Origin of the sequence: Adlercreutzia equolifaciens (assembly GCF_029076695.1) — a bacterium.
GTDB lineage: Bacteria > Actinomycetota > Coriobacteriia > Coriobacteriales > Eggerthellaceae > Adlercreutzia > Adlercreutzia equolifaciens_A.
Map to the genome: position 1 here is coordinate 1,268,826 of NZ_JARFIK010000002.1, position 13,626 is coordinate 1,282,451.

Here is a 13,626-nt window from a genome sequence, read left to right on the forward strand (position 1 = left end):
CCCTCTATGTCCAAATCGTATGCCACGTGCGTCCTATCGGCTTCCCAGTCGTTTCAGGGCATATTGTAGCAGGGCCCCCTCGCCCGCGCCCTCGGGAGCGCCCTTGAGAGCAACCTCGGCTTCGGCGGAGGTAAAGCCCATGGCCAGCAGCGCCTCGGTGGCCCCTTGCAAGGCTAGCGCGTCGACCGAGCTTTCGGCGCTCACGTTGAAGAGCGAGTCGAGGGTTTCCTCGAGCGTACCCTTGAGCTCGAGAATGATGCGCTCGGCGGTTTTCTTCCCCACGCCGGGAATATGAGACACTCGGGCGACATCGCCTGCGGCAACAGCATCGGCCAGTTCGCGGGGAGCATAGGTGGACAGCGCCGCCAGGGCCATTTTCGGACCTACCTTGCTGACCGAGACCAGACGCTCGAACATGGCCTTCTCTTCCTCGGAAAGAAAGCCGTAGAGGCCGATGCCGTTTTCCGTGACGGACAAATAAGTGAGCACCGTGACCTCTTCGCCCACGGGAGGCAGCTTGGCCAACGCCGACTGCGCCATGGTGACGCCGTAGCCCACTCCGTTGACATCGACATAGACGGTGCTGGGCGGCAGCACGGCCGCCACGGCCCCTTTGAGAAAAGCAATCATGCGAACATCCCATTCTCGTGCGTAATATGGCAGATAGCGGCGGCCAGGGCGTCGGCGGCATGGTCCGGCTGCGGTGGCTGCTCCAGCTTCAGCAGGTGCCGCACCATGTACTGAACCTGCTCCTTGTCGGCCGAGCCTTCGCCCACCACGGCCAGCTTGATTTGGCGAGGCGAGTACTCCCCCACCGCAAGGCCGCCTTCAGCGCAGGCCACCAGAGCGGCGCCCCGAGCCTGGCCCGTAGCGAAGGCTGCCGTGATGTTCTGACCGAACCAGACGGTTTCAATGCCGACGCATTCCGGCTGGAACCGCTGCACCACGGCCCCAATTTGATGGTGGATTTTCATGAGGCGCTCGGCCAAGGGCTGGGATGCCGGCGTGGCCACACAGCCGTAGGCAACGCACCCCATAGAGGCGCCGCACTGCTCGACCACTCCCCAGCCCGTATGGGCCAAGCCAGGATCGATGCCCAGTATGATGCGTGTTTTGCCAGCCAAAAGAAAAGCCCCGCTTTCTGTAAGTGGGGCTTATCATAGAACAAATGTTTGCTGACTGCAAGCGGAATCCCGCTCGGCTGTCGACGGCAGCGATCTACGGACGCTGACCCATACCGCCCTCCAGCGTGAGGGTCTCGCCGCTCATGAACTTGAAATCGGGGTTGGCCAGCTGCACCACCACGCGTCCGATCTCCTTCTCCACATCGCCGTAGTGGCCCATGGGAGGCATGTGCACGTTGGCCTCGAAGGCGTCGGGGTACTGCTCCTGGAAATTCTCCAGCGCAGCGGTCCAGGCCAGCGGGCACACCACGTTCACGTTGATGCCGTCGGGGCCCCACTCGGTGGCAGCCACGCGGCTCATGCCGCGGATGCCCTCCTTGGCAGCGGCATAGGCGCACTGGCCGTAATTGCCGAACAGGCCGGCACCCGAGGCGAAGTTGATAACGGAGCCCTTGGTCTCCTTCAAATGCGGATAACAGGCCTGCATATAGTAGAAGGTAGCGTAAAGGCCCGAGTAGATGGCCAGATCGAACTGGTCAGTGCTGTGGTCGGCCAAGGTAACGCCCGAGGCCGAAGCCTGAGCATTGTTCACCAGCACGTCGATGCGACCGAACTTCTCCATGGCCTGGTCGATAACGTTCTGCACCGTGGCCTTGTTGTCGGTGCCGGCAGCCACGTCGGCAGCCACGGGCAGCACCTGGATGCCGTAGGCCTCCTCCAGACGGCTCTTCGCCTCCTCGAGCTTCTTCACGTTGCGGCCGGTGATAACCAGGTTCGCACCTTCCTTGGCGTAGGCCGTGGCAATGCCGTAGCCAATGGAGCCAGCAGAGCCGTCCTTCAGCGCCGCAAATCCACCGCCGGTGATGATGGCAGTCTTACCTTCCAAAAAACCCATGGGGCCTCCTTTGTCCAATGCGCGAACGCCGAAGCCACGCGCTTGCCTCATGCTACCCTATCAGAAGGACGACAGCGAATGTTTCCATCCTGTTGCAAGCGGCCACAACCCGCCCCGAAAGGCAGGGCGGCGAAACGCGCCCTTGGCGCAAAAAAAAAGCCCCGAAGCACAAGCTTCGGGGCTTCAGCAGGCAAAAGCTGCAGAAACGAGCTACTCGTCCAGGGCCTCGGCGATCTCGTCGGTGATGTCCATGGTGTGGTACACCGCCTGCAGATCCTCCAGCTCCTCCAGCTTGTCGATGAGGCGCATGACCTTCTTGGCATCGGCCACGGAAACCTCGGTGGGGGTGGTGGGAACCATGATGAGCTCGGCGCCCTTCACCTGCACGCCCTGAGCCTCCAGGGCCTTCACGACCGCCATAAGATCGGACGGAGCGGTGGTGACTACCCACTCCTCGTCGGCGTCCTCGTAGTCGTCGCCGCCGGCCTCGGCCACGGCGAGCATGAACTCTTCCTCATCGGCGGCAGCACCATTGGGGCCGACGGGGTTCTTCTTGTCGCCCGTCTCGACCTCCTTCGCCACCACAATCTGGCCCTTGCGCTCGAACTGGAACGCCACAGAGCCCGAGGTGCCCAGGTTGCCGCCGGAATGAGAGAAGGCGGCGCGCACGTCGGCAGCGGTACGGTTGCGGTTGTCGGTGAGTGCCTCGCACAGCACGGCCACGCCCGCTGGGCCATAGCCCTCGTAGACCACCGTCTCGTAGTTGGCGGCATCCTTGCCGGAGCCGAAAGCCTTGTCGATAGCGGTCTTGATTTTATCCTTGGGCATGGAGTAGCCCTTGGCCTTCTCGATGGCCGCGGCCAGAGAAGCGTTGTTGTCGGGGTTCGGGTCGCCGCCCTCCTTGGCAGCTACCGTGATGTTACGAGCCAGCTTCGAGAACAAAGCCGAGCGCTTGGCGTCCTGAGCGGCCTTGCGGTGCTTAGTTGTTGCCCATTTAGAATGCCCTGACATGAATACGTCCCTTCGAAATACGAATACAACAGCGGTTAATGGTACCACAAGGGCCCGCCTCGCGAAATACTGACCGCGCTCCCCCTGCAAAACGCCAAAACTGCGCGCGTTCGGCCCTCAGGCATCCACCTTCTCGAGCAGCTCCTCGCGGGAGCCCACGCCCAGCTTCTTGTAGATGCTCTTCACGTGAGTGCGCACGGTGCTCTCGGAAATGACCAGGGTGTCCGCCACGAAGGCAATGCCGTGGCCGCGTCCCAGATACCCGAAGATCTCGCGCTCGCGCGGCGTGAGTCCGCACTCGTCGGCCAAGACTTCGCAGCGGGCCGCCACATCGGGCGTGCGCGCGGGCGCTCCGTCGGTCTCGGTGGCGTCCTCGTCCTCCACATCATGTCGGCGCCATGGGGAAATCAGCGCCGAAGCCAGCATATAGGCGAAGTACAAGGTGCTTACCACCAGCAGCGCAGGGCCACCCCCTTCCGCCTTGAAGGGCTCCCATCCTGTGGCCGCAACGCCGAGAAGCGAGCAGGCGGCAAACCCCGCAAGAGCCACCCCGTAAACCAGGCCGGGCGGAAACTCGCCGGCGTGAGCCACCGCGCACAGCCCCGCCAAAGCAAGGATGGCCACGGCACCGTAGAAGGGATAGGTCATCCATCCCGCAAGCCACAAAGGCGGCGTACCGCCGGGGAAGGCATTCAACACAATCAGCACAAGGCACGCCAAAGGGAGCAAGAGCCGATAAATAAGCGGCATGAGAGGACGCTTGGAGCCGAACAGGCACAATGGCACCACAGCCACCGCGCCCAACGCGCAGCCGAGCACCTCCATATGTACCACATCGAAGAGCACGAATTTACGCGTGCCCATCATGAACGCAAACACCATAAGGCCCACGAAGGGCATGGCCACCATTGAGGCCATGGCGCCAAGCCGCACACGCAGAGGCTTTGGCGCTGACCCGTCGACGGTGCGGGAAGACGCATCCGTCGCCCATGTCGGGCGCATAGGAAACAGAATGCCGTCGCTTTCGCCGCCAGACGCGTCCGGCGCGCCCGATCCTTTCGTGTTCGCGCGCCAGGCCAACCAGCACGGCAGTGCGCAGGCCAACGGCAGCAGCAGGCAGAACACCAGCGCGCCCACGGCAAAGGTGACCGCAGACAGCAGAAGCTCCATAAGAGCTGCCGCTCCCACCATAACCGCCACCCACAACAAAGCCCAACGAAGACTGAACTGCGCCATATAGACGCCCCACGCCACCGCCAAAACCACCGTGGCAAAAGCAAGGAGGGAGCCCGCCACTACTCCCGCAACCGGCGTAGCCCATCCCTCGACGGCCGCGCAAACAATCAACAGGGCATAGCCCGCAAGATAAGCTACCGAAGCCGCGCTGACGGCTCCGCGGGAAAGAATAAGCCGGTCGCCACGGCGCACTGAAAGAACGGCCGCGAATATCCCGCATAGCACCGTACCCCCAAGAAGCGTATTGGCAAAGGGAGCCATGAACAGCGGCGAGCCCGTAAACTCTGTATTGAAGAGCAGTTGATTAGGGGCGTAAATGGGCAGCGTCGCCAAGAAAGCCGTCAGCAACAGCGCCTCGGGCCTGAAGTACTTTGAAATCTGCACCGTCCAGCCCTCCCTGTCCTTCGCGCAGCGTTTCGTCTGCCAGTATATCGGATACTGCGCCGCCCGCAGGTCACAGGGGAGCAAAAATGAGCCGAGACCTTATCTGAACAGGCATTTAATAAAATCTCCCCCATTTCCGCGAGGGGCGAAAACGCCAATATACCCCACCCTAACGATTCCTCGCGACCGCCCGCACCCCCTAGGATGCGAGATGCGCACCGCAAGCGAGGAGCCACGGCGCAACGCAAACGCCGACGCCGCGCTTCCTTACCCGGTGCGAAGAAAGGAACTCCGAATCACATGGGAGGTAAGGGATTATGAGCAAGACAACGATGCAGGGGATGTCCCGTCGCTCGTTCTTGGGCCTGGGCGCCACGGCGGCCATGGCCGCGGGCGTGGCAGGCTTGGCTGGCTGCAGTCCTTCAGCCAGCACCGAGTCCAGTAGCACCGGAAGCACCGCAGGCGAGGCCACCGGGCAGGACGCCGGAGCCAGCAACGTCCACATCCACAACGTCAAGGACACGAGCTGGATGACGCCGCCCGCCGAGGTGACCGAATTCGCCAAGGAGCTCTCTTGCGACGCAGTGGTCTGCGGCCACGGCTTCGCCGGCATCACCGCTTGCCGCGAGCTGGCCGAGCAGGGCAAGAAGGTTATCCTTATCGAAAAGCAGCCCGAGGACACCTATGCGGCCACGGGCAACGAGTTCGCGGCCTTGAACGCGGCCATCCTGCAGGAGCGCGGCGTGCCGCACATCGATCCGGTGGAGTTTTACCAGAACTTCATGAAGATCACGGCCAATATGCCGAATCCGACGCTGGTCATGAAGTTCGCCCAGAACTCCGAGGCCAACTCCAACTGGTACCTCGACCGCCTGACCGAAGAAGACTTCGCCACCATGACTACGGCGTTCTTCCCGCCGTCCGAGCATCAGCTCTCCGAGCTCTCCGGCATCAAGTTCTGGCCGTCCGTGTGCTCCTTCTACGGCGAGTGCAACCAAACCAAGATCCAAATGTACAACCAGGCTGCCGCCGAAGAAGCGGGCGCCGAGTTCTACTTCGGCACCACTGCCGAGTACATCATCATGGACAACGGCGCGGTTGCGGGCCTGGTGGCCTCGGATGCTGATGGCTATATCAAGATCACCTGCAAGGCTGTGGTATGCGCCTGCGGCGGCATGGGCGGCAACCCCGACATGATGGCCTACTTCATGCCCGATATGGCCCAGGCCCTGGTCGAGGGCGAGGAGCTGAACTCCATGTCGGCCAATGACGGCCGTGGTGTGCAGATGGCCTACTGGGCCGGCGCACATCTGGAGACCACGCCCATCCCCGGTATGAACATGAAGGGTCTCTCGGTACCGGGCAAGATGAACTGTCTGCCCCAGGCCGTGTGGATCGACGAATCCGGCAAGCGCTTCTGCAACGAGTTCTATCCCACGTCCGAGCAGCGCGGCTATCAGACCACCTTCATGAGCCGCAAGACGAAGTATGCTGTCTGCGACAACAACTTCCCCGAGTACCGTCAGTACACCATTCCTCAGCACGCCGGCTTCGACGCTACCGAGGCGAACATCCAGGCGCTGCGCGAGTCGCTTGACACGGCCTATGCGAAGTTCCAAGGCACCTACGAGGAGCCGGAGCAGGAAGAGGGCGAGGGCGGTCCTGGCGGTGGCGGCCCCATGACCCAGGTGGAGTTCATTGCCGACGACACCCTGGAGGGCTTGGCAGGGCAGCTCGGCCTGACCGGCGACGCCGTCACGGAGTTTGTGGCCCAGATCGAGCGCTACAACGGCTACGTGGAAGCCGGCGTCGACGAGGAGTTCGGTCGCGCGAAAGAAGTGCTGTTCCCTGTGAAGGACGGTCCCTTTTACGCCTGCACCTTCGATCCGGTTCTCGGCGAGACCATGGTAACCATGGGCGGCATCATCACCGACGGCGAGCAGAACGCCGTGGATGCCAACTACGAGCCCATCCCGGGTCTGTACATGGCCGGCAACGACTGCGGTCGCCGCTTCGGCACCGAGTATATCACCCCCATTCCGGGCGTGTCTCTGGCCTTCGCCCTGGTACTCGGCCGCGAGTGCGGCAAGTCCGTGGCGAAGTTCCTCGGCTAGCACCTCGCCTAAGACAGCAATTCCGCTGCGAAAGGCGCCCTCCCTCCCCCTTTCGCAGAACGCCAAGAAGCCCCTGGCCTTCCCTCCCTCCCCGGCCAGGGGCTTTTCCTTTGAGTTAGGCTGCGGGAATTATCGCACGCCAATGCAAAACGAGGCCCCAGAGGGCGCCTTGCTCCGCGCACCTTCTGGGGCCTCGCCCCTTTAAACCTATCTGCCGTCCCGCGCGCTGTTATTCCTCGCGCAGCCAAAGGCCCGTTTTGCCGCCGTCTTTCTTCAGCAGGCGCACCTCGGAAATCTCCATGCCGCGATCCACCGCTTTACACATGTCGTACACCGTCAGGCACGCCACGGAGGCCGCCGTCAGCGCCTCCATCTCGATGCCCGTCTTACCCGTTACACCGCACGTAGTGGTCACGTGAACACCCACGCGGCCGTCCTCGCGCTCACCTTCGAACACCGGCGTGCACTCCACCTTCGCCTTGGTGATATTCAGCGGATGGCACATGGGAATAAGGTCGCTCGTCTTCTTAGCGGCCATGACGCCGGCCACGCGGGCGCAGGCAAGCACATCGCCCTTCTTCGCCGTGCCGCTGGCAATAAGGTCGAGCGTTTCCGGCTTCATGGAGATGAAGCCCTCGGCCACGGCCACGCGCTCCGTGTCGGCCTTCTGCGACACGTCCACCATGCGCACGTCGCCCTTTTCATCGATATGGGTCAGCGATTCGCTCATCTATCCTCCGATCTGAGACATATTTCTCTCGGTACCTACTTTGTCGTGGTGCTCGTCGGGCTTGGCGCCCAGCGCCTCCAACAGCACGTTGCGCACGGCCCCGTCGCTGCCCTCGCGCAAGGCGCTGCGTACGTCGTACTCAGTGTCCGAGAACAGACAGGGACGGACTTTGCCGTCGGCGGTCACGCGCAAACGGTTGCATTCGGCGCAGAAGTGACGCGACAAAGGGCTGATAAAGCCCACGGTGCCCTGGGCGTCGGGGAACTCGAAATAGCGGGCCGGACCCCAGCCCAGCGGCTTCGAGGTGCCCGCAGGCCGCAATTCGGGGAGCCCCGCCTGGCGCGCCTGCTCGTTGATGATGTCGAACAACTCCTCAGAGGGGATAACGTCCTGTTTGCCCCAGCCCGTGCCACCGTCTTCGCTAGTGTCGCCCACGGGCATGTACTCGATGAACCGCATATGCAGGGGCCGATCGATGGACATCTTGGCAAAGGCCAGGAAATCCTGGTTCAAGCTGCGTACCGTCACGGCGTTTACCTTGACGGGGTTGAGTCCCGCCTCCAATGCGGCATCGATGCCAGCCAGCGTGTCCTCCAAGTTGCCCACGCGCGTGATAGCGCGGAACTGATCGGCATCGAGGGTATCCAGCGAGATGTTCACCCGCGAAAGCCCCGCCGCCTTTAGATCGTCGATCATGCGGGGCAGAAGTACCCCGTTGGTGGTCATGGACACGTTCTCAATGCCATCGATCTTCGTGATGGCATCCACCAGATCGACCACGCCCTTGCGTACCAGAGGCTCGCCACCGGTCAGCCTCACGCTGCGAATGCCCAAGTCCGCGGCCACCTTGACCAAGCGCTCGATTTCCTCGAGACGCAGAATCTCCTTGTGGCTCATAGCGCAGACACCTTCTTCGGGCATGCAGTACACGCACCGGAAGTTGCACCGATCCGTCAGAGAAATACGCAGGTAGTCGATTACCCGCCCATGTGAGTCTTTCATAGCTCCCCTTCGGCATGGCCCCAGGGCCGGCCTCTCATGCTCCCCTGGGGAGCCTCATTGCTTGGGAGGTATTATACACGACGGCATATAACCCTCAATAAGCTGTGGAACTTCCCCATTCCCTTTTCTGCGCTCCTGCTCTTCTGCCGTCAGGACCAGCGACACCCGCGCTGGATCGAGACCCTCGCTCCGACCGCTCCGACCTTCGCCCTGCCCTTCCTGCCGAACACTCAATGGGTCACTAAGTACACCTTGTCAGAGGGGATACGAATCCACAGTACGTCGCCCTCGCGAGGTAGCACCTTGTCCGTGTGCTTCGAAATACGCCAGAAGGCATGCTGGTGCAAGTAACTCATTTCGTTGTCGTCGAAATCAACCGCCTGTTTTTCGGCATAGGGGCGGTCCACGAAACCCAGGAGCGCCGTGCGCTCGAAGCGCGAATCACTCACGCGATCCACTCGCATACGGTAGCAGTTCTCGCCCGGTCCCTCGGCGCACTCCAGATAGAAGGCGCGCACGCCCAGGCACTTCACATTTGCCGGCACCAGCGTTTCGGTCTGCACGCGAATGCCCCACTGCGGCAACTCGACGCAATACTCGTCCACCCTCCGTGCAGGCGTGGCATTCTTGCAACCCGAAAGCTTGAGGCCGGCCACGGACTGAGGGTGGTTTACCAGTTCGTCTCCCGTGCCCTCTTCCACAATACGCCCCGCGTCCACCACGGCAATGCGGTCGCAGAAGCGCAGGGACTCGTCAATATCGTGACTCACATAGAGAATGGTGCCCTTATAGGCCTCGAAAAGGCTCACCAAGTTTTGCTCGAGCACGCCCTTCAAGTGGGCGTCCAGCGCACTAAACGGCTCGTCGAGCATGAGAATGCCCGGACTTGCCGCCAGCATACGTGCCAGAGCCACGCGCTGTTGCTGGCCGCCCGACAACTGGGCCGGGTAACGCTGGCCGAACCCGCGCAGACCGAATCGGTCCAGTTCGCGCGCCACAATAGCCGCCCGCTCCTCCTTTGACGCTTCGCGACCAATTCCCGCCGCCACGTTATCGGCCACCGTCAAGTTGGGGAAGAGCATATAATTCTGGAAGAGCAGCGCCGTCTTGCGCTGCTGCGGCGTCAGATTGATGCGCGCTTCCGAGTCGAAGAAGACTTTGCCATTCACGACAATACGACCCTCATCGGGCGTTTCAATGCCGGCAATGCAGCGCAGAGTAAGGCTCTTGCCACAGCCCGATGCCCCCAGAAAGCCCAGGGTCTCATCGCCGGCCTCAAAGGCCACGTCCAGGGTATAGTCGCCGAAGCTCTTCCGAATATCCACTTGCAAGCTCATCGGGCACCTCCTTCGGCGCTGGCGCCCATAGCCGCCAGTTCCGCCCTCTCAAGACCATCGGAGCTGCCTTCTTGCCTGCCCCCGCCGTGACGGCCATGGCGCCGCGGCTTCGGCGAGCGACCGTCGGATCGAGGAGCCTTCTCGCGGTAGCGCGTCGTATGACGACTCCATACGTTGATGAACAGAATAACCAGGAAGCTGAAGATGATCAGCACAATGGTCCAGAACCACGTGGCCGCCTGATTGCCGTTCATCCATTCGAAGTAAATGGCAATGGGGATAGTACGCGTGCTGCCCAGCTGGTTGCCCGCAAGAAAGAGCGTGCAACCGAACTCCCCCAGGGCGCGGGCAAAGGCCAGCACCGTGCCCGAGGCAATGGACGACCAGGCCAGGGGCAGCATCAGCTTGCGGAATATGCGCGCGTTGGACCAACCCAGCGTGCGGGCCGCATCGAGCATGTTGGGATCAAGGCTCTCGAAGGCCCCTCGAGCGCTGCGGTACATAAGGGGAAAGGCCACCACCACCGCGGCAATGACCGTCGCCTGCCAGCTGAACACCAAGGGAAAACCAATCTCCTGGAAGAACTGCCCGAAGGCGGTGTTGCGCCCCAGCAGCATCAGCAGTAGAAAACCGCACACCGTAGGAGGCAATACCATAGGAATAGTAAACACCGTATCGAAGACATCCTGAGCGCGCTTCGAAATACGCATGGTGAAGTAAGCAGCTGCCAACCCAAGGAAGAAGACGAAGACGATGGCCACGCCGCAGGTTTTCAGCGTGACCCACAAAGGCGAGTAGTCCATCGTCGCCAGAAACTCGCCCATTTGCTCCAGGGGCGTACCCGCCTCGGCTATGACAGCGCTTTCTGCATCGACCAGCAAGAAGCTGTCCATCTGGGCCGGCTGAACGGTTGCCTTTACATCGACGTCCTCGGTTGCCCCTGCGATAACCACGTAGAAGTAGCCTTCTTTCAGCTCTCGACCGAACTCATAGGAGACGTCGCCGATAGTCAAACTTGACTGCTGGGTGAAATACCAGGTTTGCTGGCGCTCCAGCGTAGCGCTTCCCTTGGAAAGACCCTGGTCGAGGGGAAGGATCATGCTCAGCAGCTGCTGGCGATCCCCCATAGCTTCCAGGTCAATACCAAGGGATGAGCATAGACCCTCAGGGACGTAGACAACGGCATAGTCCGCGGTGTTCACCACCATGGCCATATCCGGGCTATCAACGCGATAGGTATAGCCATAGTAGACGTCATCGATGGCCCGATTGGAACCGGTCTGAGAGCGCGAGAATCCCTCTACGGCCCACGGTGCCGTACTCAATCGAGCCGCATCGCCATCAGCCGACACATCGACCTCACCGCTCTCGGCAAGGGCCGCCAAATCGAGCTCCTCTGCCGAAACCGGCTGGGCTTCGGCAGAAGCGGCAAAAGCGCGCTCGGCGACGCCATGACCGGCGAGCAGCACGATGGCTGCCACAAGAAGAGCCGCGCCTATCGCCCGAGCTCCTAACGTGAACCGCCAGGCGCCCTTCTGTTTGAGGCCCTTTGTCTCCATATCCCGCATCCTTCATAGACAAGACGGGCGAAGCTACGCTTCGCCCGTCATCTCATTCCGTATTGAGAATCGCTCGGAATGGCCTAGGCCATCTCGAAGCCCCACTCCTGCCAAATTTTAGCGCAATCCTCGTCGGTCATGCACCACTCCAGGAAGTCGGCTGCGGCTTCGGCATTCTTGCTGTCCGTGCAGACCGCACCCGGATAGGTAATCGCCTTGTGGGTGTCATCAGGCACGACCGAGCAGATGGACACGCCGCCCATGCGGTACACGTCAGAGGTGTACACCATGGCGATATCGACCTCGCCGGTCTCGGCATACTTGCACACATCGCCCACCTTGGCGCCGAAGGTGATCTTCGGCTCCAACGTGGAGGACCAGGTGCCGCCCTTGCCCGTGGCATCAGCGCCCGTGGCACCATCAGGCTCGGTGTAAGCGCCTACCGTCGACAGGGACTGAGCGGCATAGTTGCCCGCCGGCACATTCTCGTCGCCCACCGACAGCGTGTACTTGCCAGCGGCAATATCCTCGAGCGTGACATCGGTGTTGGCCAGATCGCCGCCCTCCTTGGTCACCACTACCAGCTGGTTGGTAAACATGGTGCGGTTCGTGTCAGACTTCACATAGCCAGCCTCAACGGCATCATCCATGGTGCCCTTGGAAGCGGTAATCAAGATATCGGCATATTGACCAGCGCCAAGCATCTCGTTGAGCGTACCTGAAGCCTCGTACTGAGTATCGCCGAACGTGACATTGGGATGCTGCTGGGTGTACAGCTCCTGCGCCTCGGCCATGGCCTTCGTAAGCGAGTTGGCGGCAAAGATCTGCAGCTCTACCGGTTCTTCTCCGTCACTGGTCGCGGCGGCCGCGCTCTGATCGGCCGACTGCTCGGTCTTATCGGCATTGGCCGTATCAGCGTTGTCCGCTTGCTCGGTACCGCTCGCACAGCCAAACAAACCCAGCGCCGCTACCATAGCAAGAGCTAGGACGCCCTGTTTCCACGTTTTAGTCATTGGTCCCTCCCATAGTTGATACCAAACTTTGCAGTAACTATATTATTCTGTATTTAGTATATAAACAAGAGAGAATACATTTCCAAATGGCAACAATGACAAAACTGGCTAATTGGCTACTTACAGAGCGAATCCCAGCGCATCCAACACGTACTTGGGCACCATGAAGCGCACGGTTTTCTCTGGATCCACCATCTGACATACCTGAACATCGGCAACCAGGGACAGCAACATGACCACTTCATCGGCAGCTTTACCCGTCCGATCGCAGATAAGATCCACCATTTCGTGCACCGCGCGATCGGCAGCGGCATCCAGGCTTTCAGCCGAGGCGATCACGCCGAAATGGGTAGCGTTCTCGATCAAAGGATCGGTCAAGGAAAGCTCAGGAAGCGCCGTGAGCGTCACCGTGGCATAACCGGCTACCTCTGCACCGGAAACACCAATCTCGCCGTCTCCCATGGCCGCATGCATATCACCGCATCCGAAAAGAGCTCCCTCGGTGGACACGGGAAAATAGAGCGTAGCCCCCGTGGTAATGGCGGTATTGTCCATGTTGCCACCATGAGACCCGGGCGTGCCGCAATTAACGGGCTCCCCAGCGGGCGCCACCCCGATAACACCGATCATAGGACGCAGAAGAATACGCAAGGTCTCATCCCACACCAGCTCATCGCCATCAATCTGGCAGAGATGGGTGCTCCACGCACTGAAACGGTCGCCGCAAACACCTTCGCCCTCGCCCGTGCAGGAGGCCGTTTGGCTATCAAATTCGATATTCTCGATGGTCACCTTCAGCGCACCTCCGGGCACCGCGCCCTCTACATAGATAGGCCCGGTTGCCGGATTGATGTGATCCCAGTCGATTTCATCGAGCTCGTCCTCCGGACGCTGCACCTGATTGCCGAAGCAGTCCTTAGTGCGAAGGCGCACCGTCGTTCCCGAGGGAACCGTTATTGCGGGCTCGAGATCCTTGTCGAAAGCGTACAGCACCTTGTCTTCGCTCAGCTCAATCATGCATCCTCCTCAAACAAAAAAAGCGACGTCACATGACATCGCTTATTCTAGTTGAATATCTCATAATCGCACAGACTTATCGCCGCCACGTAAAAGCGCCCCCTGCGAGCGGAACGACCTGTCCTCCCGCGGCCTGGCGCCGCAGTACTTTCGGCGAGGTGGGGCTTAACTGCCGAGTTCGGAATGGGATCGGGTGATCCCCCA

General features: G+C 61.1%; 12 protein-coding genes and 1 rRNA gene. 1 reads left to right on the forward strand and 12 read right to left on the reverse strand.

The features are described 5' to 3' along the window. Window positions 1-33: 33 nt before the first annotated feature. The 5 genes from ruvA to PZH32_RS10855 all read right to left on the reverse strand — a co-directional run bounded on the left by ruvA (window position 34) and on the right by PZH32_RS10855 (window position 4,650). Window positions 34-630 (reverse strand): Holliday junction branch migration protein RuvA, encoded by a 597-nt coding sequence (ruvA, locus tag PZH32_RS10835; protein ID WP_275208190.1) that lies wholly within the window; start codon window positions 628-630, stop codon window positions 34-36. Then, the gene (ruvC, locus tag PZH32_RS10840) at window positions 627-1,124 is read right to left on the reverse strand and encodes a crossover junction endodeoxyribonuclease RuvC (RefSeq protein ID WP_275208191.1); all 498 of its coding nucleotides are present in this window, start codon (window positions 1,122-1,124) and stop codon (window positions 627-629) included. Before ruvC ends, ruvA begins: the two co-directional genes overlap by 4 nt. Before the next feature lie 94 nt (window positions 1,125-1,218). Further along, the gene (locus PZH32_RS10845; RefSeq protein ID WP_275208193.1) at window positions 1,219-2,019 is read right to left on the reverse strand and encodes an SDR family NAD(P)-dependent oxidoreductase; all 801 of its coding nucleotides are present in this window, start codon (window positions 2,017-2,019) and stop codon (window positions 1,219-1,221) included. Window positions 2,020-2,229: 210 nt separating this feature from the next. Continuing rightward, window positions 2,230-3,030 carry a YebC/PmpR family DNA-binding transcriptional regulator gene (locus tag PZH32_RS10850; protein WP_275208194.1) on the reverse strand — a complete coding sequence of 267 codons (801 nt, stop codon included), beginning with the start codon at window positions 3,028-3,030 and terminating at the stop codon, window positions 2,230-2,232. Window positions 3,031-3,147: 117 nt separating this feature from the next. Beyond that, window positions 3,148-4,650, reverse strand: a complete 1,503-nt coding sequence (locus PZH32_RS10855; RefSeq protein ID WP_275208195.1) for a helix-turn-helix transcriptional regulator — start codon at window positions 4,648-4,650, stop codon at window positions 3,148-3,150. Window positions 4,651-4,967: 317 nt separating this feature from the next. Between PZH32_RS10855 and PZH32_RS10860 the strand changes: the two genes are divergently transcribed. After that, window positions 4,968-6,764, forward strand: coding sequence for an FAD-dependent oxidoreductase (locus tag PZH32_RS10860; protein WP_275208197.1), 1,797 nt, complete (start codon window positions 4,968-4,970; stop codon window positions 6,762-6,764). A 229-nt stretch (window positions 6,765-6,993) separates the two neighbouring features. On the opposite strand, the gene moaC is transcribed toward PZH32_RS10860, so the two are convergent. The 7 genes from moaC to rrf form a co-directional block, all read right to left on the reverse strand. Next, window positions 6,994-7,494, reverse strand: a complete 501-nt coding sequence (gene moaC, locus PZH32_RS10865; protein WP_275208198.1) for a cyclic pyranopterin monophosphate synthase MoaC — start codon at window positions 7,492-7,494, stop codon at window positions 6,994-6,996. Then, entirely contained in the window at window positions 7,495-8,496 is a 1,002-nt protein-coding gene (gene moaA, locus PZH32_RS10870; RefSeq protein WP_275208199.1) for a GTP 3',8-cyclase MoaA, read from the reverse strand. A gap of 230 nt (window positions 8,497-8,726) precedes the next feature. Next, window positions 8,727-9,833, reverse strand: coding sequence for a sulfate/molybdate ABC transporter ATP-binding protein (locus PZH32_RS10875; protein WP_275208200.1), 1,107 nt, complete (start codon window positions 9,831-9,833; stop codon window positions 8,727-8,729). Then, window positions 9,830-11,392, reverse strand: a complete 1,563-nt coding sequence (gene modB, locus PZH32_RS10880; protein ID WP_275208201.1) for a molybdate ABC transporter permease subunit — start codon at window positions 11,390-11,392, stop codon at window positions 9,830-9,832. Before modB ends, PZH32_RS10875 begins: the two co-directional genes overlap by 4 nt. Before the next feature lie 83 nt (window positions 11,393-11,475). Continuing rightward, a complete protein-coding gene (locus PZH32_RS10885; protein ID WP_275208202.1) occupies window positions 11,476-12,405 on the reverse strand; it encodes a molybdate ABC transporter substrate-binding protein in 930 nt (309 codons plus the stop codon). A 120-nt stretch (window positions 12,406-12,525) separates the two neighbouring features. Beyond that, window positions 12,526-13,422, reverse strand: coding sequence for an acetamidase/formamidase family protein (locus PZH32_RS10890; RefSeq protein WP_275208203.1), 897 nt, complete (start codon window positions 13,420-13,422; stop codon window positions 12,526-12,528). A gap of 105 nt (window positions 13,423-13,527) precedes the next feature. Further along, window positions 13,528-13,626 (reverse strand): 5S ribosomal RNA (rrf, locus tag PZH32_RS10895); the annotation flags it as partial.

Coding starts and splice junctions, on each gene's coding strand:
- ruvA (WP_275208190.1), bottom strand. CDS start 630: ATGATTGCTTTTCTCAAAGGGGCCGTGGCGGCCGTGCTGCCGCCCAGC.
- PZH32_RS10845 (WP_275208193.1), bottom strand. CDS start 2,019: ATGGGTTTTTTGGAAGGTAAGACTGCCATCATCACCGGCGGTGGATTT.
- PZH32_RS10850 (WP_275208194.1), bottom strand. CDS start 3,030: ATGTCAGGGCATTCTAAATGGGCAACAACTAAGCACCGCAAGGCCGCT.
- PZH32_RS10860 (WP_275208197.1), top strand. CDS start 4,968: ATGAGCAAGACAACGATGCAGGGGATGTCCCGTCGCTCGTTCTTGGGC.
- moaC (WP_275208198.1), bottom strand. CDS start 7,494: ATGAGCGAATCGCTGACCCATATCGATGAAAAGGGCGACGTGCGCATG.
- moaA (WP_275208199.1), bottom strand. CDS start 8,496: ATGAAAGACTCACATGGGCGGGTAATCGACTACCTGCGTATTTCTCTG.
- PZH32_RS10875 (WP_275208200.1), bottom strand. CDS start 9,833: ATGAGCTTGCAAGTGGATATTCGGAAGAGCTTCGGCGACTATACCCTG.
- modB (WP_275208201.1), bottom strand. CDS start 11,392: ATGGAGACAAAGGGCCTCAAACAGAAGGGCGCCTGGCGGTTCACGTTA.
- PZH32_RS10885 (WP_275208202.1), bottom strand. CDS start 12,405: ATGACTAAAACGTGGAAACAGGGCGTCCTAGCTCTTGCTATGGTAGCG.
- PZH32_RS10890 (WP_275208203.1), bottom strand. CDS start 13,422: ATGATTGAGCTGAGCGAAGACAAGGTGCTGTACGCTTTCGACAAGGAT.